Raw genomic sequence first — 22,090 nt, 5'->3', positions numbered from 1 at the left:
CTCGCGCGGCATACCGGATTGAGGACGCGTTTCCGCTGGTCAGGAGAAGGTGGTGCAACGGGGTGTGACGGCGCCGCACCGCGCGCGGAGCGCGGCACACGTCGCCGGGAGGGGGTGGGTTGGACGGCCGGGATGGTGCCCGGCCGGTCCCGATGTCAGCCGACGGCCAGTTTGAGGGCCTCGCCGAGAGCGGTGGCCTCGTCTGGTGTCATCTCCACCACAAGCCGCCCGCCGCCTTCCAGCGGCACGCGCATGACGATTCCCCGGCCCTCTTTGGTGACCTCCAGCGGACCGTCGCCCGTCCGCGGCTTCATCGCCGCCATGTGTGTCTCCCCTCAGACTTGCCAGACCTGCACCCGGGTTGAATGCAAGACTTGGCGGGTCTCCCCGCCTGCTCCGCCGACGAAACCTCACGACGGCTGCCGAGGCAGCCTGCTCGCGACGCGCCGTCTTCGTACGCCGTCCGGCACCGGCGTGTGGTTGGGTGGGGTCCACACGAACGGGTGCCGACCAATGATTTTCCCTGATGGACTCCGCTAAGCCCAAACCGGGCCGGTCACGGTGTGACATCATCTCGCCAGCACAGTTCACATCTGTCACAATCACCCCTCATGCAGGCTCGTTCCGCACTCTTCGACCTCTACGGCGATCACCTGCGACAACGTGGCGGCAGAGCCGCCATCGCGGCCCTCATCCGGCTGCTCGCGCCGCTCGGCATCGCCGCACCGGCGGTACGTACCGCGGTGTCCCGCATGGTGCGACAAGGCTGGCTCGCGCCGGTACGGCTGCCCGCCGGACCCGGCTACCAGCTCACCCCGCGGGCGGTACGCCGCCTCGATGAGGCCGCCGCGCGCATCTACCGGACCGGCCGCAGCTCCTGGGACGGACATTTCGACCTATTGGTGATCTCCGCGCCGGAAGCCCGCACCGAGCGCGACCGGCTGGCCGCCGAGCTCACCTTCCTCGGCTACGGGCGGCTGGAGACCGGCGTCTGGATCGCCGCCCGGCCGGCGGGCGAGGTCGACGGGCTGCTCGCCGATGCCGAGGTGCGCTTCGAGCGCTTCTCCGCCGCGCACACCGGCGGGGAAACCGGCGCCCGCGAGCTGATCATGAGAGCGTGGAACGTGCCGGCCGTGGGAGCCTCGTACGCCGGGTTCGTGGCGCAGCTCACGCCGGTGGTCGGCGCGATCACGCGGCTGACCGACGACCGCACCGCGTACGCGGCCCGGTGCGCACTGGTCCACGCCTGGCGCGCGTTCCTGTTCCGCGACCCGCAGCTGCCCGCGTCGCTGCTGCCGCCGGACTGGCCGGGCACCGCCGCGGCCGCCTTCTTCGACCGGCAGGCCGCCCGGCTGCGGCCCGCCGCCGACCGTTTCGTCGACCACTGCCTCAGGGAGAGCTGATGTCCGCACCGCTGACCGTCGATCGCGCCGAGGGCGTCGTCACCGTCACCATGAACCGCCCCGAGTCGCTCAACTCGCTCGACGTCGCGCTCAAGGTGGCGCTGCGGGAGACGTTCGAAGAGCTGGCAAGCGACCCGGCCTGCCGCGCGGTGGTGCTGGCGGGCGCGGGCCGGGCCTTCTGCGTCGGGCAGGACCTGCGCGAGCACATGGCCACGATGGGCGACAAGGCACCGCTGGACACCGTCGAGAAGCACTACAACCCGATGGCGCTGGCACTGGCCGAGCTGCCCAAGCCGGTGATCGCGGCGGTGCGCGGCCCGGCCGCGGGCGCGGGCGCGGGCCTGGCCTTCCTGTGCGACCTGCGCATCGGCGGGCCGTCGACGTCGTACCTGATGGCCTTCGCCCGGGTGGGCCTGGCCGCCGACACCGCCGTGTCCTGGACCCTGCCCCGCATGGTCGGCGCGGCCAAGGCCGCCGAGCTGCTGCTGCTGGCCGAGCCGGTGAAGGCGGACGAGGCACACCGGCTCGGGCTGCTGACCAGGCTGGCCGACGACGACGAGCAGGTGCTGCCGGCGGCGCAGGAGCTGGCGGCACGGCTGGCGGCCGGCCCGACGGTGGCGTACGGCCAGATCAAGCGCGAGCTGCTGCACGGCGCAACCGGCACGCTGGCCGACGCCCTGCTGGTCGAGCTGGCCGCACAGCAGTTGTCCGGCGGAACCGCCGACCACCGCGAGTCCACCGACGCCTTCGTGAACAAGCGCAAGCCGGTGTTCGAGGGCCGCTAATCCTCTTCGGGGTCCAGGGGGGCGACGCCGTCGGTGACGTACGCCGTCATCTGCAGCTCGTCCCCCGACGGCGAGACGTAGGCGGGCAGCTCGTCCGGGCCCAGCTCGGTGACGTAGCGCCAGAACTCCCGGACCGCCTCCTCCGCCGACTCCGCCTCGATCGGCAACGCCACGCTGACCAGCCACTCCCTGCTCACCCGCTCATCCCATCACAGCCGGTTCGCGGCGACGTGGCAGCCTGCCAGGTGGTCGTCGACCATGCCGGTGGCCTGCATGAGCGCGTACGCCGTGGTGGGGCCGACGAAGCGCAGTCCGCGCTTCTTGAGCTCCTTGGCCATCGCGATCGAGGCAGCCGAGGTGGCGGGCACGTCGGTCCGGGCGGCCGGGCGGGGACGGCCGGCCGACGGGGCGTACGACCACAGCAGCGCGCTCAGCCCGCCGGGCAGCTCCAGCGCCGCCCTGGCGTTGTGCAGCGTCGCTTCGATCTTGGACCGGTTGCGCACGATCCCGGCATCGTTCAGCAAGCGCTCGACGTCGTCCGGCCCGAACGCGGCCACGGTCTCGATATGGAACCCGGCGAACGCCGCCCGGAACGCGGGCCGCTTGCGCAGAATGGTGATCCAGGACAGCCCGGACTGGAACGCCTCCAGGCTCACCCGCTCGAACAGCGCGTCGTCGCCGCGTAGCGGCGTGCCCCACTCCTCGTCGTGGTAGGCCCGGTATTCCGGCGCACCGGCCGACCACGCGCAGCGTGCCAGCCCGTCGTCGCCGACGATGAGGTCGCTCACCCTCTTGCCCCCTTACTTGAACGCGAATAGCCTTCGGAACTCATGGAGCTCCCGGACTTCCCCCCGGTGGTGCTGTACTCGGTGCCGCTGTTCATTCTGCTCATGGTCCTCGAACGGGTGTCCTACTGGTTCCACCCGGACGAGGACGAGGTGGGCTACGGCGGCAAGGACACCGCGACGAGCATCGGCATGGGTCTGGGCAGCCTCGGCTGGGACGTGCTCTGGGGCATCGGCACGGCCGCCGCGACCAGCGCCATCTACCTGGCGACCCCGCTGCGGATCGAGTTCCACTGGTGGGCGCTGCCGCTGTTCCTCATCGCGCAGGACCTCTGCTACTACTGGTCGCACCGCGGCCACCACATGATCCGCCTGCTGTGGGCCTCGCACGTGGTGCACCACTCGTCGCAGACGTTCAACCTGTCCACCGCGCTGCGCCAGTCCTGGACCGGCTTCACCGGGTTCCTGTTCTACCTGCCGCTGGCCGCGGTCGGGGTCAACCCCGCGGTGACCGCCTTCTGCGGCGGCATCAACCTGCTCTACCAGTTCTGGATCCACACCGAGCGCATCGACCGGATGTGGCGGCCGTACGAGTTCGTGTTCAACACCCCCTCGCACCACCGGGTGCACCACGCCTCGCAGGGCGGCTACCTGGACCGCAACTTCGGCGGCATCCTGATCATCTGGGACCGTATGTTCGGCTCGTTCGCCCCCGAGATCGAGCGCCCGGTGTACGGCCTCACCACGAACATCACGACGTACAACCCACTGCGGGTGGCCTACCACGAGTACGCCGCGATCTTCCGCGACCTGCGCACCCGCCGCCTGCGCGAGTGGCTGCCGACCCTGCTCCGCGGCCCCGGCTGGTCCCCCACCGCAGGGACCACGCCCAGCACGGTCGCCGCCATGGCTGTTTCGCGTGCCATGCCGGTCGAGTGACGCGGGGTCAGGACGCGGCGGAAGGCCTGCGGGCGCGGGCGGTCCGCCGCACGCCGGCGCGCGCGTAAAGCACCCGCTTGATCTCTGTGTCCCGCAAAGCCGAGGTCGGCGACACGACCTCCACGACCAACTGCACGCCGTCCACGGGAAACGGCGAATCGTCGATGTAGGCGGCGGGCAGCACCACGATGTCCGGGCGGGGCTCGTTGTGGTCATCGATGGTGACGGACTGGTCGGTGGCGACCACGTACTCGCCACCGGGATCGGCATCCTCGATCAGCTGCGCGATCCAGCGCGCGATCATGTTGTGGGCGCTGGTGGCGGAGGGGGACATGACGATGCTCCCGTCGATCAGCTCGTACCGCGGGCCGACTTCCGGGAGGGTGTGCAGATCTGCGACGGTATAACCGCGCACACCTGGGCGCAGCTGCGCGAGCTTGGCGACGGCAGCACTCATCGCGTCCCCTTCAGACGTCGTGGGAGCCACGGTCAAAGGCTACCGTGACGGCTCACGGTAGAAGGTTTCGCTGAAAGAAGGTTTCCCCGCCTGGGGTTCTCTCACGGCAGGCGGCCGGACTCGACCATCTTGGCGAAGCGTTTGAGGGCCTGCTTGAGGCTGACCTTGGAACCGGGCCAGAGCAGCGGCCAGGCCAGCCGGCCCGCGACGCCGCCGGGCAGGTGGAACCACTCGTGCCAGACCACCTGGGTGCGGTCGCCGGCCATCGGGGTGCACCGCATGACACCCGGGCCGCGCAGCACCTTGCCCTGGTGGACGACCCGCACCTCGTAGGGCGGGTCCACTTTGACCACGCGCATCTCGTCGCGCAGCACGGCCGGCCCCGCCACGGTGATGGCCTCGATCACGGTGCCCTCGCCGCCGTCGCCCTCGACGACGCGGACCTTGGTCAGCGGGATCCAGTCGCTCTGCCGCTCCCAGGCCATGAACGCGGCGAACACCCGCTCGGCGGGCGCAGCCACGATGATCGTCGCGGTGACCTCCCCTGCGCCGGGCGCGGTGGGATCGGCTCCCGTCACCGCCGGACCGGCTCGCCGGCCGCCGCCGACTCGTCCACCTCGGCGGGTGCCGGGTCGGTCTCGTGGTCGGCCTCGTCGACCGGCTGCTCGCCGGCCTCGTCGGCGGTCGCGTCCGGCTCGGCCGGGTCGGCTTCCTCGGCAGGGGTCTCGTCGGCGGCTTCCACCGGCGCTCCGACCACGGCACCCGCGGTGACCACGCCCAGCGCGCTCGCCCGGGCGCGGGCGAGGGTGTCGGCGTCCTCGACGCGTCCCTCGCGCAGCGCGGTGACCTCGGCCTCGAGCACCTGGATCAGCTCGCTCTTGTAGCCGATGTCGTACGCCAGCCGGCGCAGCGTCTGGTCGACCTGCGCCATCCGGTATCCGCGCCAGGCCGGGTCGAACGTCACCCGGGACACGTCGCTCTCGACGAGCGGGCGGTCGGCGGGCAACGGAGTGGCTCGCTCGTCCGGCTCGACCGGCGCGAGGCCTGGGTCACCCCCGGTGACCAGCGTCATCACCCCGAACACCACGGCGCCCACGGTGAGCGCGACGACGATCAGCAGCAGCAGGTTGCCCATGCCCACGATCGTGGCACGAGTGGCGCTTCAGCGCGACCCTGCCACCCGAGCTGTCCGGCCCGTGGCACGGGAACCGTCCGGCTCATTACCGAGCGGTAGCCGGGCGTTCCGGGCGCGCACGATCGGCCCCGCGGCGCCGTCACAGCCAGCGCAGCGCGTTCTTGCGCCACGCGTAGAGCAGGCCCAATGCCAGCACCGCGACGAAGACGGCCATCTCCACGACCACCGCGAGGCCCGACCGGGCATAGACGACCGCCCACGGAAAAAGGAAAACGGCCTCGACCGCGAACAGCACATACAGGTACGCGTAGACGTAGTAACGAATCTGCATCTGCGCCCAGCCGCCCTCGACGGGATCGAGGCCGCACTCGTACGTGTCGAGTTTGCCCTCGGCCGCGTTCGGCCGCGACGGGCGCAGCAGCCGGTTCGCCGTGTACGCCCCTCCGATGATCAGCACGCCGACCAGCAGCAGCAACGCCACGGTCGCGTACGCGTCGAGGTAACCGTTCACGACCGCAGCCTAAACGGTCGGCGGTGACAGTGGGGATTCATGCAACCGGGCGGCGGCGAGTACGTGGAGCGCATGTTCGCGTGGAATGGCACATCCTTCGCCGAATGGCCGATGGAATGCCACTCTGTGGGACGGAGCAGTGATATGCGCGACCCGTCCCACAGACGGCTGTCGTGTTTATCACGTTCCGCATGGTTTCGCTGGGGGGGCCGTGTCAACGCCATTCCCTACCGCCGACGTAGGCTGACCTTAATCGAGACGTAACAGCACACCACCCCAGCAGGAGGTCGCGTCCAGTGGCCGAACATCGTGAGGGCGCCGGGCAGGCCGGTCAGCTCAGCGAGCACGGGCATCCCGCCAAGGAGATCCATCAGCTCGACCGGGTGGTGATCCGCTTCGCGGGTGACTCGGGCGACGGCATGCAGCTCACCGGCGACAGGTTCACGTCGGAAACCGCCCAGCTCGGCAACGACATCTCGACGTTGCCGAACTTCCCGGCGGAGATCCGTGCACCTGCCGGCACGCTGCCCGGCGTGTCGAGCTTCCAGGTCGCCTTCGCCGACTACGACATCCTCACGCCCGGCGACGCGCCGAACGTGCTGGTGGCGATGAACCCGGCGGCGCTCAAGGCGAACATCGCCGACCTGCCCAAGGGCGGCACGATCATCGTCAACACCGACGAGTTCACCAAGCGCAACCTGGCCAAGGTCGGCTACGAGACCAACCCGCTCGAGGACGACTCCCTCGCCGGCTGGGACGTGCACAAGGTCGGGCTGACCAGCATGACCGTGGGCGCGCTGGCCGAGCTCCCGGTGAGCAAGAAGGACGCCGAGCGCGCCAAGAACATGTTCGCGCTGGGCCTGCTGAGCTGGCTCTACTCGCGGCCGCACGAGTCCACGATGAAGTTCCTGGAGCGCAAGTTCGCGGCCCGCCCCGAGCTGGTCGCCGCGAACAAGGCCGCCTTCAACGCGGGCTGGAACTTCGGCGAGACCACCGAGGGCTTCGCGGTGCGCTACGAGGTGCCGCCCGCGCAGATGGCGCCGGGCAACTACCGCAACATCACCGGCAACGCCGCGCTCGCCCTGGGCCTGGTCGCCGCCGGGGTGAAGGCGAAGCTGCCGGTGCTGCTGGGCGCGTACCCGATCACCCCGGCGTCGGACATCCTGCACGAGCTGAGCAAGCACAAGAAGCTCGGCGTGACCACGGTGCAGGCCGAGGACGAGATCGCCGCGATCGGCGTGGCGCTGGGCGCGGCATACGGCGGCGCGCTGGGCATCACCACCACCAGCGGCCCCGGCGTCGCGCTCAAGAGCGAGACCATCTCGCTCGCGGTCGCGCTGGAGCTGCCCCTGGTGATCGTGGACGTGCAGCGGGCAGGCCCGTCGACGGGCCTGCCGACCAAGACCGAGCAGGCCGACCTGAACATGGCGCTGTACGGCCGGCACGGCGAGGCGCCCGTCGCGGTGGTGGCCGCGCAGTCCCCGGTGGACTGCTTCCACGCCGCGATCGAGGCGTGCCGGATCGCGCTGAAGTACCGCACCCCGGTCATCCTGCTGTCGGACGGTTACGTGGCCAACGGCTCCGAGCCGTGGCTGCTGCCCGAGGTCAGCGAGCTGCCCGACCTGCAGGTCGAGTACGCGACCGGTCCCAACGGCGACGACGGCAAGTTCTACCCGTACCTGCGCGATCCGGAGACGATGGCGCGGCCGTGGGCCGTGCCGGGCACGCCGGGGCTGGAGCACCGCATCGGCGGCCTGGAGAAGGCCGACAAGACCGGTGACATCTCCTACGACCCGGCCAACCACGACTTCATGGTGCGCACCCGGGCCGCCCGCATCGAGGCGATCGACGTCCCCGACGTCGAGGTCGAGGACCCGTCGGGCGAGGCGAAGGTGCTGGTGCTGGGCTGGGGCTCGACGTACGGCCCGATCGGCGCGGCGTCGCGGGCCCTGCGCCAGCGCGGGGTGAACGTGGCGCAGGCCCACCTGCGGCACCTCAACCCGCTGCCGAAGAACCTGGGTGAGGTGCTGGCGTCGTACGACAAGGTGGTCATCCCCGAGATGAACCTGGGCCAGCTGGCCCACGTGATCCGGGCACGCTTCCTGATCGACGTCGTCGCCTACAACCAGGTGCGCGGACTTCCCTTCACCTCCACCCAGCTGGAGACCATGCTCGAGGAAGTGATCAAGAATGTCTAACGCGGTGCCGGTCCAGCTGTCGGCGAAGGACTTCAAGTCCGACCAGGAGGTGCGCTGGTGCCCGGGTTGCGGTGACTACGCGATCCTGGCCGCGATGCAGACCTTCCTGCCCGAGCTGGGCATCCCACGCGAGCGCACCGTCTTCGTCTCGGGTATCGGCTGCTCCTCGCGCTTCCCGTACTACCTGAACACGTACGGCATGCACTCGATCCACGGCCGCGCCCCGGCGATCGCCACCGGCCTGTCGGTGTCGCGCCCGGACCTGACCGTGTGGGTGGTGACCGGTGACGGCGACGCGCTGTCCATCGGCGGCAACCACCTGATCCACGCGCTGCGCCGCAACGTGAACCTGAAGATCCTGCTGTTCAACAACAAGATCTACGGCCTGACCAAGGGCCAGTACTCGCCCACCAGCGAGATCGGCAAGATCACCAAGTCGACGCCGACCGGCTCCTCGGACGCGCCGTTCAACCCGATCTCGCTGGCGCTGGGCGCGGAGGCCTCGTTCGTCGCGCGCACCATCGACTCCGACCGCAAGCACCTGCAGTCGGTGCTGCGCCAGGCGGCGGAGCACCAGGGCTCGGCGTTCGTGGAGATCTACCAGAACTGCAACATCTTCAACGACGGCGCGTTCGAGGTGCTCAAGGACCCCGAGACGCGCGACGACTACCTGATCCGGCTGGAGCACGGGCAGCCGATCACGTTCGGCAAGGACGGGGCACACGTGGTGACCCACCCGGCGGGCAGCTTCGGGCTGGCCGTGCGGGAGGCCGGCGAAGTCGACGCGGGCGAGGTGCTCACGCACGACGCGCACGCCGAGGACCCGGCGTACGCCTTCGCGCTGTCCCGGCTGGCCGGGCCGGACCTGCGGCACACCCCGGTCGGCGTGTTCCGCTCGGTGCGCCGCCCGTCCTACGACGAGCTGGTGCGCAACCAGCTCGACGCGGCGAAGGCGAAGGCCGGCGAGCCCGAGGCGGACCTGGCCGCGCTGCTCAACTCCGGCGACACCTGGACGATCCTGTAGCCCGTCGCCTGACGCACGAAACGCCGCCCGCGACCGATCGGTCGCGGGCGGCGCTGTCTGTGCCGGGTTCAGGCCTTCGGCTCGGTCCTGGTCTCCAGCTGGCCACGCTCACCGGCGAACTTCGCCTTCACGTCGGCGACCTTCTTGTCGAAGTACATGATCGAACCGACGCTGCCGCCGTCGATCCACACGCAGACCGCCATCGGCGTGTTGTCCGAGATCATCCCGGCGCACTTGGCCAGGCCGCCGAGCGGCCCGGCGGGCACGTCCGCCCACGGCTCGGTCACCTTGGAGTCGCCGGTCACCGCCTTGGTGAACCCGTCCATTTCCTTCGCCGGGTTCGGCACCGGCAGTGCCGCGGCGAACGCCATGACCATGTTCTTGGTCTTCACGTCCCCGTAGAAGGCCGAAACGGTGGCGGTCACCCCGGCCTCGCCGCTGGTCATCTGGGTGCCCAGCTCTTTGGCGGCCTTCACCAGATCGGGCGAGGTGTTCTTCTCCCGCCCGCCGAGCTGCGTCGGCTCCTTCACGGTGATCTTCGCGGCCTCCTCGACCGTCTCCTGCGCATCCTTGGCGTTGGAGATGAAGCCGCGGAGGAAGAAGTACCCGCCGCCGGCGCCACCGCCGCACAGCACCAGCAGCACCACGAGCGTGATCCACAGGCCCTTGCGGGACTTCTTGTACGGCGGGTCCGGGTCGTGGCGGCGCTTGCTGCGGGGCTCGTGGCCGGCGAACGGGTCGTCGTCGACGCTCACGTCGCCCAGGAAACCACCCTGCGGCGGGTAGCCGTCCTGGCCGGCGGGCCGGCCGTATGCGCCGGGCTGACCGTAGGGCTGCTGCGGGTGGCCGCCCTGCTGCGGCTGGCCCTGCGCCGGGTAGCCGCCCTGGGCGCCGTGACCGCCCTGGCCGTATCCGCCTTGGGCGCCGTATCCGCCCTGGCTTCCGTAGCCGCCCGCGGACCCGTAGCCGCCCTGGCCAGCCTGTGTACCGTACGCACCCGGCTGTGGATATCCGCCCTGGCCGTATCCACCCTGCTGTGGGTAACCGTCGCCATGCTGTGGGTAACCATCGTCCTGGCGACCGTAGCCCCCTTGCTGTGGATAACCGCCCTGGGCACCCTGCGCATCCTGCTGCGAATAGCCCCCTGCCTGCGGATATCCATCCTGAGAGGGGTATCCGGCACGCCCCTGCTGGGAGTGTCCGCCGGCGTATCCGCCGGGTGCGGCGTATCCGCCGTCCTGTGGATAACCTCCGGCCGGTGGATAACCCGGCTGCTGTGGATAACCACTGTTCTGCTGGGGATAGCCGTATTGCTGGGGATACGTGCCGTTGGTACCGGAGGTCGGGGCCGATGGCGGCTGCTGGCCGCGGCCGTCATCCTCGCCCGGCCGCCGCCACGGGTCCGTCGGCTGGCCCTCCGGCTCGTCGCGTCGCGAACCGTAGTCGGAGTAGGACATCGGCAGCTCCCCACGTGGTGACCGGCGACACGCTGTCGCCGTCCGCCAGATGGTAGCGGCAGGCGAGAAGTCCTCGGGAACCGTACCTATTGAGACCCTTGCGTTCTTGGCTCGAGGATGAAAGTTTTCTTCGGACTGCACATTGCTACTGGAGGAATTCTCATGCGCATGAGACTGATCGCGGCCGGGGCCGCCACAGCGCTGCTCGGCGCGCTGCTGGTGCCCGGCGGTGCGCAGGCCGACCCGCTGTCCTCCGCGCCGGCTGCCACGCCGAGCGCGACGGAGTGCACGCTCAACCCCGCACAGCCCAAGCGGCAGCTGCGGGCTATGTGGATCGCCAGCGTGGTGAACATCGACTGGCCCAGCGCCCCCGGCAAGGCCGAGGAGGAGCTCAAGGCCGAGTACCGCGGCTGGCTCGACCTCGCCCAGCGGCTGAACCACAACGCCGTCGTGGTGCAGATCCGGCCGACCGCGGACGCGTTCTGGCCCTCACCCTACGAGCCCTGGTCTGAATGGCTGACCGGCAAGCGCGACAACGTCGGGCCGGGCTGGGACCCGCTGGCCTTCCTGGTCGCCGAGTCGCACGCCCGCAACCTGGAGTTCCACGCCTGGTTCAACCCCTACCGCATCTCCATGCCGACCAGCGCCACCGGCATGGGCGCGGGCACCGACGTCAACAACCTCGCGCCCGGCCACCCGGCCCGCGAGCACCCGGAGTGGGCGGTCGCCTACCCGCTCAACGCGGCCGGCAGCCGGCTCTACTACAACCCGGGCATCCCGGAGGTACGCGAGTACGTGCAGGACGCGATGATGCACGCGGTCGAGAACTACGACATCGACGGCGTGCACTTCGACGACTACTTCTACCCGTACCCGGCGGCCGGTCAGGACTTCGGCGACCAGGCCACCTTCGAGCAGTACGGGGCCGGCTTCGCCAGCAAGGCGGACTGGCGGCGCAACAACATCGACCTGCTGGTGCAGGAGATGGCCGGGCGCATCAAGGCCGCCAAGCCGTGGGTGAAGTTCGGGGTCAGCCCGTTCGGCATCTGGCGCAACCAGGCCGCCGACCCGCTGGGCTCGGAGACCAACGGCACCCAGTCCTACGACGCCAACTTCGCCGACACCCGCAAGTGGGTGAAGGAGGGCTGGCTGGACTACATCGTGCCGCAGATCTACTGGAACATCGGGCTGGCCGTGGCCGACTACGCCAAGCTCGTGCCGTGGTGGTCCGACGTGGTCGCCGGCACGAAGACGCAGCTCTACATCGGCCAGGCCGACTACAAGATCGCCACTGCGGGCCAGCCCGCGGCGTGGTTCGACCCGGCCGAGATGAGCAGGCACCTCACCTTCAACCGCGACTACAACGTCGCGGGCAACGTGCACTTCAGCGCGGTGCAGGTGCGGGCCAACCGGATCGGCGCCACCGATCTGTACGCGGCCGACCACTACAGCAAGCCGGCCCTGGTGCCGACCATGACCCACCTGCCCAGCAAGCCGCTGCTGTTCCCGGTCGTCACCAAGGCCGACCGCAGCGACGCCGGGGTGGCGCTGAAGTGGCAGCCGCTGGCCGACGGCGCGGGCCCCTTCGGCACCGCCACGTCGTACGCGGTCTACCGCGTCAACGGGCTGAAGATCCTGCCGAGCGGCTGCGACTTCGCCGACGCGACGAACCTGATCGCGACGACCCGCGGCACGTCGTTCACCGACACCACCGCGGTGGCCGGGCAGCGCTACACCTACTTCGTCACCTCGCTGGACCGGCTCTACAACGAGAGCCTGCCCAGCCCGGCCCGCTTCGTCCCCTGACCCGGGGGTGAGCACGCGCCCCCTCGCGTGCTCCGCTGAGAAGGGCGCCCACCGTGACCCGGTGGGCGCCCTTCTCCGCGCCGAGGGGGCGCGCACGGTCCCGGCCGACGGCCTGCCACAGGTCGGCCAGGAGGAGCGGGTGCTTCTCCGGGTGCCCGACGAAGAAGTCGGTCCCGTCCGGCTTCACCACCTCCACCACCAGCTCGTTCGCCAGCACCGTGATGCCCGGCGAGGCCGGCGGCGCCCCCGTGCCGCCGCCGGGTGCCTTGCCCACCAGCTCGGGCCGCTGGTCCGGCTGCTCGCCCGGCGGGTCGATGACAGGAACCCGGCCGACGTGGATGCGCACCGACGCGGTGACCTCCCCGACGGTGATCTGTCCCAGCCAGTCGAAGTTCTGCTCGCGCAGCTGGTGCAGCGGGGAGTCGGCGGGGCAGGCGGTGTCGAAGGTCGCGGCGTCGTAGGGCACGAGCCGCGCGGGCGGAATCGCGTCCGGCCGACACTGGTGCATCTGCCGCTGCAGCGTCTCCAGCCCGGTCACCCCGGGAGCCTCCCGGGAGATCGCCGCTTTGAGGACCTCCAGCAGCCGCTGGGCCGTCTGGTCCGGCGTCTCCGCGGTCGTGGACGCCGCCGCCGAAGCCACGGCAGGCGGCTGCGGGCCCCCGGCCGTCGCCCCGAGCAGGCTCACCGCGGACAGCGCCGCGACCGCGGACAGTGCCAGCCCGCCCGTGGCTGCGGCGAGCCGGCGGCCCCGCTGTGCGCGCCGCCCGCGCACGACCAGCTCGTCGACGTCGATGGCCGTACGCGGGGCGGTGCCCACGTACTCCTCCATGGTGTTGCGGTAATCGTTCATCGCCGTTCCTCTGCATTCGCCTCGGTCGCCAGGCCACGCAGGGTCTCGAGCCCCCGAGCCGACTGGCTCTTCACGGTTCCCTCGGAGATGCCGAGCAGACCCGCGGTCTGCTCGACCGACAGGTCGCAGTAGAAGCGCAGCACGACCACCGCCCGCTGACGCGGACCCAGCCCGCGCAGCAGCCGGCCGATGGCGGTGCGGTCGCCCGGCTCCACCGGCGCGGCCACGGCCTCGGGCAGGTCCGCCTCCGGCCGTTCCCGCCGCCACGGCCGACGTCGTTCGTCCAGCCAGGCGTTGGTGAGCATGCCGCGCACGTAGGCGTCCACGTTGTCCGCCCGGCGGACCCGCGACCAGGACCGGTACAGCTTCAGCAGCACCGTCGACACCAGATCGTCGGCGGCGTGCCAGTCGTGGCACAGCAGGAACGCGATGCGCCGCAGGCTCTCCAGCCGCGCCGCCACGTACTCCCGGTACTCCGGTTCGTCCTCGCGCTTCACATGGTCCCTTCCCGTCGTCTCCGGGCAGGGGACGTAAGGCGTCTGCAGCGGGGTTGCATGTCCTTGCAGCGCCGGAAAAATCAACACTTCCGAAACATGGCCGCAACGACTACATTCAGCTCCACCGATGCTCCACCCAGGCATCGGCCGACCGGCTCGTTGAACCCCTGACGAACCCTATTCGCCGAGGTGAAGCCATGTCCCGCCTGCGCCTGCTGCTCGCTCCCGCGGCCGCGATGATCGCCGTTCTCGCGATCGCCGCACCCGCTCAGGCGGTGACCCCCGCCGAGAAGCTGTCCGTCATGTCGAGCTGGTCGCAGACCAGTGTCAGCAGCTACAACGCCTGGAACAGCGGCCGGCAGAACCAGGGCGCGTGGGCGGCGTACGCCTTCGACTGGAGCACCGACTACTGCTCCACCAGCCCGGACAACCCGCTCGGCTTCGACTTCAAGCTGTCGTGCTACCGCCACGACTTCAACTACCGCAACTACAAGGCGATGGGCCAGTTCTCCGCGAACAAGTCCCGGCTGGACAGCGCGTTCTACGAGGACCTCAAGCGCAAGTGCGCGACGTACAACGTCGTCGTGCGGCCCGCCTGCACGAGCCTCGCCTGGACCTACTACCAGGCCGTCAAGGCCTTCGGCAGCGTCGGCGCCGTCAGCCAGGCCGACATCGCCAAGGCGCAGAAGCTGAAGGACGACGCGCTGCGCGCCGCCGCCGAGAACAACTGACGCCCGCTCCCGCGGTTCCTGCGCAGGCTTCCCGATCCGTCTCCGGGAAGGCTGCGCAGGACTGCGTCCGGGGTCTGACGCGGGATCAGGAGCCGCTGGGCAGCTCGGCGAAGCGGCTGGAATCCACCGCGAGATCCGGGTGCTCGACAGCCAGCGCCAGCGACGCCGTCTCGCCCAGCGACAGCGCCGCCCCGCGGGCGTACGCCTCGTCGAAGACCGCGTCGCCGAGCGCCGCCCGGGCGGCCTCCTGCTGCGCGGTCCAGAACGAGGCGAAGATGCCGGGCCCGCAGTGCAGCTGGACGGTCGTCGACTCCGCCGCCCCGAACAGCGTCGCCGCGGTCATCGCGTCCCCACCCTGCACGCACCGCGCCGCCATCGCCTTGACGGCCACGCAGGCGCGCCCGTGGAAGCCGTACGCCATCCGCGAGCGCAGCGCCACGGTCAGGTGCTCGTGCGCGGCGACGAGGTCGCCACGGCGCAGCGCCACCATGCCCAGCAGCAGGTCCAAGGTGCGCCGCCCGCGCTCGGCCGGGCGCAGCTGCTCCAGCTGACGTGAGGCGGCCAGCAGCGTGGCGGCCTCGTCCAGCGCGCCGCGCAGCCACAGCAGCTCGGCCAGATTGCACACCGCGAACAGCGCGTCCGGTGCGACCTCGTAGCGGGTCGCCCAGGCGAGCACCTCCCGGCAGGCCTGCTCGGCGTCGTCGGGCTTGCCCGCGTCGCGCAGCGCGCCCGAGCGGCCGGCCAGCACCCGCGCCAGCAGGCCCGGATCGCCGGCCCGGCGGCCCGCGGACTCGGCCCGGCGGCTGAACCGCAGCTCCTCGACGAACTCGCCGTCGACGGCGGCGTGGCCCGAATGCGCGTGATAGGCGCGGGCCAGCTCGGCGTCGGGCACCCGTTCGCCCGTCTCGGACAGGCGCGCGTACAGCCGGAAGAGCCACAGCCGGCCTTCCCGGGCCAGGCCCCGCTCCCGCCACCACTGGTCCAGGCCACAGGAGATCTGCAGCCCCGAGCGGGCGCTGCCGCCCGTGCCGCACCAGCGCAGCGCGGCGCGCAGCTCGGCGGCGAGCGGGTCGATCGAGTACAGCGACAGGGTCACCGGCTGCCCGTCCGGCCCGTGCCCGACCGCCTGCAGCGCGCGCAGCGCCCAGGCCACGTGCCGGTCCCGGGCGGCCGCCTCCTCACCGTGCGCGGCCAGCCGCCGGGCGGCGTACCCCCGGATCGGGTCGAGCATGCGGTAGGTCGTGCCGTGCGCGCCCGGCTCGGCCTGCACCAGCGACTTGTCCACCAGCACGGTGAGCGGGCCGAGCGGGTCGCCGTCCATCAGCCACTCCACCCCGGCCAGGCTGATCGGCCCGGCGAAGACCGACAGCCAGCGCAGCAGCTGCGCCGCATCGTCCGGCAGGGTGCGGTAGGACCAGGTCACCGTGGCCTGCATGGTGGCGTGCCGGGCGTGCGCGCCCGAATGCGGCCCGCCCGCGTCCAGGGCCCGCAGCGGGTCGCTCTCCTCCGCGGTCAGCTCAGCATGCAGCCGGGCCGCCAGCTCGCTTCCGGACAGCACGCGCAGCCTGGCCGCGGCCAGCTCGATGGCCAGCGGCAGCCCGTCCAGGCGGGCCGCCACCCTGGCCAGGTCGGCGAGCTCGGCCGGCTCGACCGGGCGGCCGCCGCGCGCCGCCGCGGTGCGCTCGGCCAGCAGCGTCACCGCGTCGCTGACACCACCGCCCGCGGACGGCGACAGTGACAGCGGCGGGATGCGCCAGACCAGCTCGCCCGCTATGCCGAGCGGTTCCCGGCTGGTTGCCAGCACGGTCACCTCGCGCGCCCCCGCCAGCAACTGGGCCACCAGCGGCGCAACGACGCCCACCTGCGCCTCGCAGGTGTCCAGCAGCAGCATCAGGCGCCGGGTCGAGGCGTGCTCGACCAGCGTCTCGACGACGGGACGGCCCGGCTCCGGGCGCAGCCCCAGCACCGTGGCGACGGTGAAGGCCAGCAGCCCCGGATCGGTGACGCCGGCGATGTCGATGTTCCAGATGCCGTCCGGATAGGACTCGATGAGGTCGTGTGCGACGGCCACGGCCAGCCGCGACTTGCCCGCGCCGCCCGCGCCCACCACGGTCGTCAACCGGTGCGCCGCCAGCAGTTCGGCCAGCTCGGCCCGCTCCGGATGCCGCCCCACGAACGAGGTCAGCGGGCTGGGCAGGTTGTGCGGCGCGGTGCGCTCGGTGCGCGGGCGCGGGAAGTGCTGCTCCAGTTCGGGCGCCACCAGCTGGAACAAGCGCTCGCGGCCGTCGAAGCCGCGCAGCCGGTGCAGCCCGAGGTCCAGCAGCCAGGCCTGGTCCGGCAGCCGCGACGCGGCCTCGGCGGTCGACGCGGAGAGCAGGATCTGCCCACCGTGCGCGGCGGCGGCGACCCGGGCGGCGCGGTGCACCTCGGGGCTGGCGTACTCGCCGCCGTGCGGCTGCGCGATTCCGGTGTGGAGGCCCATCCGCACCTTGGGCTGCGCCTGCGGATCCGGCCACGTGTGCGCTTCCAGTGCGCGCTGCGCGCAGGCGCACGCCTCCACCGCCGTCGAGGCGTCGGCGAAAGCGAAGAAGTAGGAGTCGCCCTCGGTGAACAACTCCACGCCACCGGCCGCCGCCAGCACGGCACGCAGCACCCGCCGGTGCTCGTGGAGCACCGGCCGGTAGCCGTCACCGAGCATCTGGGCCAGTCGGGTCGAGCCCTCGATGTCGGTGAACAAGAACGTCACCTGCCCACGAGGCAGATGTGTACGCTGCTGCACGCGCGGATAACCTCCGCCCCCCTGGAAGTCGCGGTTCATGCTGCCGTACCCCCACCTGCACAGGACATCGTGAGAACGGGTTGATCGAGCCGTCCGAGGTGTCACCACCCGCGAACGATGAAGACGATCAGTGCCGTGTCGAGCTGCCAACCGTCGTAACGACGACACCGCAGGGCGGATGTGGGCCATGAGGTCACAACCGGATCACCCGAGCCGTCGTCGACGGACACCACGTGCGCACGACAACGCGGCGCGGGCGAGGCATACTCGACCCGTGCGGGACGGGGACGACATCACGGAAGCGGCGGCGGCGAAGAAGCCGGCCGCCGACGATGCTGCCGACGCGCGGGTCGCGCAGGACGCGGAAACCGTTGCCGCGACAGCGGCCGACGCCGACGGCGACACAGCGACCACCTCGGGATACGGCGCCCTGCCCAAAACCGCGGTCGCGCCGGGGGACGAAACCGAGGCTGCGATCTCGGTCGGGGCGGCGATGGTGCGGCTGCGCTCCGCGGCGATGGACGCAGGCCGTGTGGTCTGGCGGCAGTCCCGCCGTCCCGTCGGCCGGCTCACCACCACGGGCGTCACGATCGTCATGCTGGTCGCCGCGGCCGGGGCGTCCGGTGCTCTGCTGATCCCGGCGCTGGTCGGCGCGAAGGCCGCGCCCGCCCCCACGCCGTCCGCGTCGAGCCAGGCGACCGCCGGCACGACGCCGAGTCCCAGCTTCGCACCGCCGCCCTCCCCCACCGCCGCGCCCAGCCCGGTGGCCCGGCCGGCCGTGGCGTTCCACCGCTGGGCGGAGGCGACCTCGCCCAAGGTGAGCGTGCCGGTGACGGCCCTGGAGGCGTACGCGTACGCCGAATGGGTGGTGACGCAGACACGACCGTCGTGCAAGCTGCGGTGGACCACCCTCGCCGCGATCGGCAAGATCGAGTCCGATCACGGCCGGACCAAGGGCGCGAAGCTCGGCGAGGACGCGAAGGCGCTGCCGCCGATCGTCGGGATCGCCCTGGACGGCACCAAGAACACCAAGAAGATCAACGACACCGACGCGGGCACGCTCGACTTCGACAAGAAGTGGGACCACGCGGTCGGCCCCATGCAGTTCATCCCGGCGACGTGGGTGACCTACGGGGTGGACGGCGACAACGACCAGCTCGTCGACCCGCACGACCTCGACGACTCGGCGCTGACGGCGGCGTACTACCTGTGCGCGCCGGGCAAGGACCTGACCGTGGTGGCCAACTGGAAATCGGTGGTGCTGTCGTACAACAACGTAGGGGTGTACCTGCAGAAGGTGTATGACACCGCGCAGGCGTACGGTCGTAGCAGTCAGACCTGATCAACCGGACGTCTCGCCCACATCAGCGAAACGGCCCATAACACTACCGTCCGCCACTGCCTTCATCGTTGAGCGCCACTCAGAGTAATGGTTTGCATACGATGACAGGTGGGACCCTTCCGTTTCGGGGGCGCAGTGTGCAAGCTGGACAAGTGAAGGTGCGCGAATGGGATCCCCGTACCGCCGCCGCCACTGAGATCACCTCTCTGGTCGCTCTCCTCAACGAGGTTTCCGCGGTCGACCTACCTGATGATCCGCTGTGGCAAGACGGCAGGATGCGCGACTACCTGGCGGTCACCATGCCCGGTGAACGCAAGATGATGTGGCTGGTCGAGGAGAACGAGGGGGACGCCGCGCGGGGCGTGGCACCGCTGGGCGCCGGGAGCATCATCCTGCTCGGCGACATCGGCGTCGTCGAGATCCTGGTCCACCCCAAGGCGCGCCGGCAGAACATCGGCCGGGCGCTGCTGACCGAGCAGGTGCGGGTGGCCCTGAGCAAGGGCTTCACCACGCTGGGCGTCGAGGTGGCGGGTGACACCACCGCCGTCGACTTCTACCAGGCGTACGGCTTCACCCTGGCGTTCACCGAGGTCCGCAGCGTGCTGCGGCTCGACACGGTCGACTGGTTCTCCCTCGGCGACCTGGCCGCCGGCGTGGGCGCCGGATACCAGATCGAGTTCTACGCCGACGGCCCTCCCGAGCACATGATCGGGCCGTACGCGGCCGCCAAGGCCGAGGTGCGTGACGACTACGACCTGGGCGACCTGGACCTGCGCCCGAGCTCCTACGAGCCGGAGCGGCTGCTGGCGAGCCTGCGCACGCTGGCCGCCCGTGGCCTGCAGCTCTACATCGTGGTCGCCGTCCAGGAGAAGACGGGCGAGGTCGCCGGCCTCACCGAGGTCGTGGTGCCGGCACAGCGCCCCGGTCGCGCGGACCAGTACGACACCGTCGTCGTGCCCCGCCACCGCGGCTACGGCGTCGGCCGTGCGATCAAGGCCCGGATGCTGTTCGAGCTGCGCTCGGCAGAGCCGAACCTGACCGAGGTGCAGACCTGGAACGCCGCGGTCAACGAACCCCTCATCAAGGTCAACCAGGAGCTCGGCTTCGTCGCCGACCGCCAGTGGCTGGAGTACGAGGGCGACGTCGTGGAACTGGCCGCGAACCTCGGCATAAGCTGACCCGATGCCACGCTACGACTTCCGCTGCCGCGCCTGCGGCGACACGTTCGAGGTGAACCGGCCGATGGCGGCCGCGGGCGACCCCGCGCCCTGCCCGGCCGGCCACGACGACACCGTGAAGCTGCTGACCACCGTCGGCCTCGCCGGCCGCGGCGACGCGATCCCCGCGCCGTCGAGTGGCGGTGGCGGCTGCTGCGGCGGCGGCTGCTGCAGCTGACCCAGCCAGGCAGGTCCTCGGCCAAGCTTCGGCTCCGGTGATCGCTGTTCCGTGTCAAGAGTGAGGCCTGACCTCGTCTTCCGACCCGAAACAGTGATCACCGCAGCGGGCGCCCGCCTGCCGCGCTCCTACCGCAGGCGGCTTCGCGTCGCTGATCCCAGCCACCCCGCCCCCCGGCTCCCCCAGGTCAGAAATGCCCTCGACTGACTTTGCTCTGCACCCATTTCCTTGCTCTGCACCCAAATACGCAACGGGGGTGCATCTGTTGCGCGGGTGGGTGCAGAGCAAGGCTTTGGGTGCAGAGCAAATGCACTTCCGGGGTATGCCTGAACTGGGCGGGCCGGGGGGCGAAGGCTCGTGGGTTATCCACAGGCCCAGCGGTTGTCCACAGGTTCGGGGAACGCCGGTTGCCTAGGACCGGCCTGGCGGCGAAGCTGACGGGCATGCCGCGTCCCCGCAAGGAGAGCCTGCCCGGCACGCCGTTCCCTGTGGTGGGGCTGATCCGGGCTGCCCGCCGCCGCGCCGATCTGAGCCAGCGTGAGCTGGCCAAGGGCGCGGGGCTGCACGCGTCGACGGTGGGGCGGATCGAGGCCGGTGAGCTATGGCCTAGCCTCGTCGCCTTCGCCAAACTGATGGGGGCGACGGGGCACTATCTCACCGTGGTCGATGACGACGGCCACGTGCTGATGCCGATGAGCGATCGGCGCGACCTGGAGCTGCGCGACGGCGCGGAGCGCCGCTACCCATCGCACCTGGACCTGGTGCTCGACCCGCGGCCGGGCGAGTGGTGGGCCGACCAGTACGGGCTGGCCCGGCCGCCGGAGACGTTCCTGCGCGACCGGGCACACCGAGACGCGCAACGGCGGCGCAGCCAGTGGGAGGTCCGGGTGAAGAAGTACCGCAACGACCCGGAGCCGCCGGAGGTGTATCAGTAGTCGGCGCGGAGGTGGCGGGCGGCGTCGGTGGCCCAGTAGGTCAGGATCATCTGCGCGCCGGCGCGGCGGATGGAGTGCAGCGTCTCCATCATCACCCGGTCGCGGTCGATCCAGCCGTTCGCGGCGGCCGCCTCGACCATCGCGTACTCGCCGCTGACCTGGTAGGCCGCGACGGGCACGTCGACCATGTCGCGGACCGCGGCGACCACGTCGAGGTAGGGCAGGGCCGGCTTGACCATCACGATGTCGGCGCCCTCGGCGACGTCCAGCGCCACCTCGCGCAGCGACTCCCGCAGGTTCGCCGGGTCCTGCTGGTAGGTGCGCCGGTCGCCGTCCAGCGACGACTCGACGGCGTCACGGAACGGGCCGAAGAAGGCGGAGGCGTACTTGGCCGCATACGCCAGGATCGTGGTGTCGCGGTAGCCGGCCTCGTCGAGGGCCCGGCGAACCACGGCGACCTGGCCGTCCATCATCCCGGAGGGGCCGACCACGTGTACGCCGGCGGCGGCCTGGGCCACCGCCATGCGGGCGTACGCGGCCAGGGTCGCGTCGTTGTCGACGGAGCCGTCGGGGCGGACCAGGCCGCAGTGGCCGTGCGAGGTGAACTCGTCCAGGCACAGGTCGCTCATCACCACGACGCTGTCGCCGACCTCGGCGACCACGTCGCGGATCGCCACGTTGAGGATGCCGGACGGGTCGATGCCGCCGGAGCCGACGGCGTCCTTCTCGGCCGGGATGCCGAACAGCATGACCCCGCCGATGCCGGCCTGGGCCGCCTCGGCGACGGCTTTGCGCAGCGACTCGCGCGAGTGCTGGAGCACGCCGGGCATCGACTTCACGGCGCGGGGCTCGGCGAGGCCCTCCTTCACGAACAGCGGCAGGATCAGCTCGGCCGGGTGCAGCCGGGTCTCGCTGACCATGCGCCGCATCGCCGCAGTGGTGCGCAGCCGTCGCGGCCGCACGTTCGGGAAGGACATCACGTACTCCCTGGGTTGAAGAATCGGCACGTCCTCGCAGATCAACGAGGCACCGGGTCCGCGAGGACGCGCCGGATCATCTGG

At 71.0% G+C, this 22,090-nt stretch carries 22 protein-coding genes and 1 pseudogene; 11 read left to right on the top strand and 12 right to left on the bottom strand.

What is annotated here, in order from left to right; translation table 11 throughout:
* Positions 1 to 155 precede the first annotated feature (155 nt).
* Positions 156 to 323, bottom strand: a complete 168-nt coding sequence (locus FLL47_RS17880; RefSeq protein ID WP_120317235.1) for a DUF3117 domain-containing protein — start codon at positions 321 to 323, stop codon at positions 156 to 158.
* A 288-nt stretch (positions 324 to 611) separates the two neighbouring features.
* Here FLL47_RS17880 and FLL47_RS17875 point away from each other — a divergent pair, with 288 nt between their 5' ends.
* Positions 612 to 1,403: a PaaX family transcriptional regulator gene (locus tag FLL47_RS17875; RefSeq protein WP_144121689.1), complete on the top strand. Its 792-nt coding sequence runs from the start codon at positions 612 to 614 to the stop codon at positions 1,401 to 1,403.
* Positions 1,403 to 2,188: an enoyl-CoA hydratase-related protein gene (locus tag FLL47_RS17870; protein ID WP_144121688.1), complete on the top strand. Its 786-nt coding sequence runs from the start codon at positions 1,403 to 1,405 to the stop codon at positions 2,186 to 2,188. Before FLL47_RS17875 ends, FLL47_RS17870 begins: the two co-directional genes overlap by 1 nt.
* On the opposite strand, the pseudogene FLL47_RS17865 reads toward FLL47_RS17870, so the two are convergent.
* Positions 2,185 to 2,373: pseudogene (locus FLL47_RS17865) on the bottom strand (hypothetical protein); the annotation flags it as partial. The gene FLL47_RS17870 and the pseudogene FLL47_RS17865 overlap by 4 nt on opposite strands.
* A 24-nt stretch (positions 2,374 to 2,397) precedes the next feature.
* Complete coding sequence (locus FLL47_RS17860) at positions 2,398 to 2,976, bottom strand: DNA-3-methyladenine glycosylase I (protein WP_144121687.1); 579 nt, start codon at positions 2,974 to 2,976, stop codon at positions 2,398 to 2,400.
* A gap of 42 nt (positions 2,977 to 3,018) precedes the next feature.
* Here FLL47_RS17860 and FLL47_RS17855 point away from each other — a divergent pair, with 42 nt between their 5' ends.
* The gene (locus FLL47_RS17855) at positions 3,019 to 3,912 is read left to right on the top strand and encodes a sterol desaturase family protein (RefSeq protein ID WP_144121686.1); all 894 of its coding nucleotides are present in this window, start codon (positions 3,019 to 3,021) and stop codon (positions 3,910 to 3,912) included.
* 7 nt (positions 3,913 to 3,919) lie between these two features.
* Here FLL47_RS17855 and FLL47_RS17850 read toward each other — a convergent pair whose 3' ends face one another.
* The 4 genes from FLL47_RS17850 to FLL47_RS17835 form a co-directional block, all read right to left on the bottom strand.
* Positions 3,920 to 4,399: a Uma2 family endonuclease gene (locus tag FLL47_RS17850; protein WP_186315786.1), complete on the bottom strand. Its 480-nt coding sequence runs from the start codon at positions 4,397 to 4,399 to the stop codon at positions 3,920 to 3,922.
* A gap of 71 nt (positions 4,400 to 4,470) precedes the next feature.
* Positions 4,471 to 4,947, bottom strand: coding sequence for an SRPBCC family protein (locus FLL47_RS17845; protein ID WP_144121684.1), 477 nt, complete (start codon positions 4,945 to 4,947; stop codon positions 4,471 to 4,473).
* Positions 4,944 to 5,504 carry a DivIVA domain-containing protein gene (locus FLL47_RS17840; RefSeq protein WP_144121683.1) on the bottom strand — a complete coding sequence of 187 codons (561 nt, stop codon included), beginning with the start codon at positions 5,502 to 5,504 and terminating at the stop codon, positions 4,944 to 4,946. Before FLL47_RS17840 ends, FLL47_RS17845 begins: the two co-directional genes overlap by 4 nt.
* 139 nt (positions 5,505 to 5,643) lie before the next feature.
* On the bottom strand, positions 5,644 to 6,015 hold the full coding sequence (locus FLL47_RS17835; RefSeq protein WP_144121682.1) for an NADH-quinone oxidoreductase subunit A: 372 nt from the start codon (positions 6,013 to 6,015) through the stop codon (positions 5,644 to 5,646).
* 365 nt (positions 6,016 to 6,380) lie between these two features.
* Between FLL47_RS17835 and FLL47_RS17830 the strand changes: the two genes are divergently transcribed.
* On the top strand, positions 6,381 to 8,213 hold the full coding sequence (locus FLL47_RS17830; protein ID WP_144122035.1) for a 2-oxoacid:acceptor oxidoreductase subunit alpha: 1,833 nt from the start codon (positions 6,381 to 6,383) through the stop codon (positions 8,211 to 8,213).
* Positions 8,206 to 9,237, top strand: a complete 1,032-nt coding sequence (locus FLL47_RS17825; RefSeq protein ID WP_144121681.1) for a 2-oxoacid:ferredoxin oxidoreductase subunit beta — start codon at positions 8,206 to 8,208, stop codon at positions 9,235 to 9,237. Before FLL47_RS17830 ends, FLL47_RS17825 begins: the two co-directional genes overlap by 8 nt.
* A 68-nt stretch (positions 9,238 to 9,305) precedes the next feature.
* Here FLL47_RS17825 and FLL47_RS17820 read toward each other — a convergent pair whose 3' ends face one another.
* On the bottom strand, positions 9,306 to 10,694 hold the full coding sequence (locus FLL47_RS17820) for a hypothetical protein (RefSeq protein ID WP_144121680.1): 1,389 nt from the start codon (positions 10,692 to 10,694) through the stop codon (positions 9,306 to 9,308).
* Positions 10,695 to 10,856: 162 nt separating this feature from the next.
* Between FLL47_RS17820 and FLL47_RS17815 the strand changes: the two genes are divergently transcribed.
* Positions 10,857 to 12,500, top strand: a complete 1,644-nt coding sequence (locus FLL47_RS17815) for a glycoside hydrolase family 10-like protein (protein ID WP_144121679.1) — start codon at positions 10,857 to 10,859, stop codon at positions 12,498 to 12,500.
* Here the strand turns inward: FLL47_RS17815 and FLL47_RS17810 are convergent.
* Positions 12,439 to 13,350, bottom strand: coding sequence for a hypothetical protein (locus tag FLL47_RS17810; RefSeq protein ID WP_144121678.1), 912 nt, complete (start codon positions 13,348 to 13,350; stop codon positions 12,439 to 12,441). The genes FLL47_RS17815 and FLL47_RS17810 overlap by 62 nt on opposite strands.
* Positions 13,347 to 13,847, bottom strand: a complete 501-nt coding sequence (locus tag FLL47_RS17805) for a SigE family RNA polymerase sigma factor (protein ID WP_246158144.1) — start codon at positions 13,845 to 13,847, stop codon at positions 13,347 to 13,349. The genes FLL47_RS17810 and FLL47_RS17805 overlap by 4 nt, the downstream gene beginning before the upstream one ends.
* 197 nt (positions 13,848 to 14,044) lie before the next feature.
* Here FLL47_RS17805 and FLL47_RS17800 point away from each other — a divergent pair, with 197 nt between their 5' ends.
* Positions 14,045 to 14,578, top strand: coding sequence for a phospholipase (locus tag FLL47_RS17800; protein ID WP_144121676.1), 534 nt, complete (start codon positions 14,045 to 14,047; stop codon positions 14,576 to 14,578).
* A gap of 85 nt (positions 14,579 to 14,663) precedes the next feature.
* On the opposite strand, the gene FLL47_RS17795 is transcribed toward FLL47_RS17800, so the two are convergent.
* Positions 14,664 to 17,396, bottom strand: a complete 2,733-nt coding sequence (locus FLL47_RS17795) for an ATP-binding protein (RefSeq protein ID WP_425457720.1) — start codon at positions 17,394 to 17,396, stop codon at positions 14,664 to 14,666.
* Between the two features lie 235 nt (positions 17,397 to 17,631).
* Here FLL47_RS17795 and FLL47_RS17790 point away from each other — a divergent pair, with 235 nt between their 5' ends.
* The 4 genes from FLL47_RS17790 (at position 17,632) to FLL47_RS17775 (ending at position 21,029) form a co-directional block, all read left to right on the top strand.
* A complete protein-coding gene (locus tag FLL47_RS17790; RefSeq protein ID WP_144121674.1) occupies positions 17,632 to 18,699 on the top strand; it encodes a lytic transglycosylase domain-containing protein in 1,068 nt (355 codons plus the stop codon).
* A gap of 101 nt (positions 18,700 to 18,800) precedes the next feature.
* Positions 18,801 to 19,877, top strand: a complete 1,077-nt coding sequence (locus FLL47_RS17785) for a GNAT family N-acetyltransferase (protein WP_144121673.1) — start codon at positions 18,801 to 18,803, stop codon at positions 19,875 to 19,877.
* A gap of 4 nt (positions 19,878 to 19,881) precedes the next feature.
* Entirely contained in the window at positions 19,882 to 20,094 is a 213-nt protein-coding gene (locus FLL47_RS17780) for an FmdB family zinc ribbon protein (protein ID WP_144121672.1), read from the top strand.
* A gap of 443 nt (positions 20,095 to 20,537) precedes the next feature.
* The gene (locus FLL47_RS17775) at positions 20,538 to 21,029 is read left to right on the top strand and encodes a helix-turn-helix domain-containing protein (protein WP_144121671.1); all 492 of its coding nucleotides are present in this window, start codon (positions 20,538 to 20,540) and stop codon (positions 21,027 to 21,029) included.
* Here FLL47_RS17775 and hemB read toward each other — a convergent pair.
* A complete protein-coding gene (gene hemB, locus FLL47_RS17770; RefSeq protein WP_144121670.1) occupies positions 21,023 to 22,006 on the bottom strand; it encodes a porphobilinogen synthase in 984 nt (327 codons plus the stop codon). The genes FLL47_RS17775 and hemB overlap by 7 nt on opposite strands.
* Positions 22,007 to 22,090 lie beyond the last annotated feature (84 nt).

Source organism: Catellatospora sichuanensis, from assembly GCF_007483665.1.
Lineage (GTDB): Bacteria > Actinomycetota > Actinomycetes > Mycobacteriales > Micromonosporaceae > Catellatospora > Catellatospora sichuanensis.
This window is presented reverse-complemented; position numbering and strand designations above follow the sequence as displayed.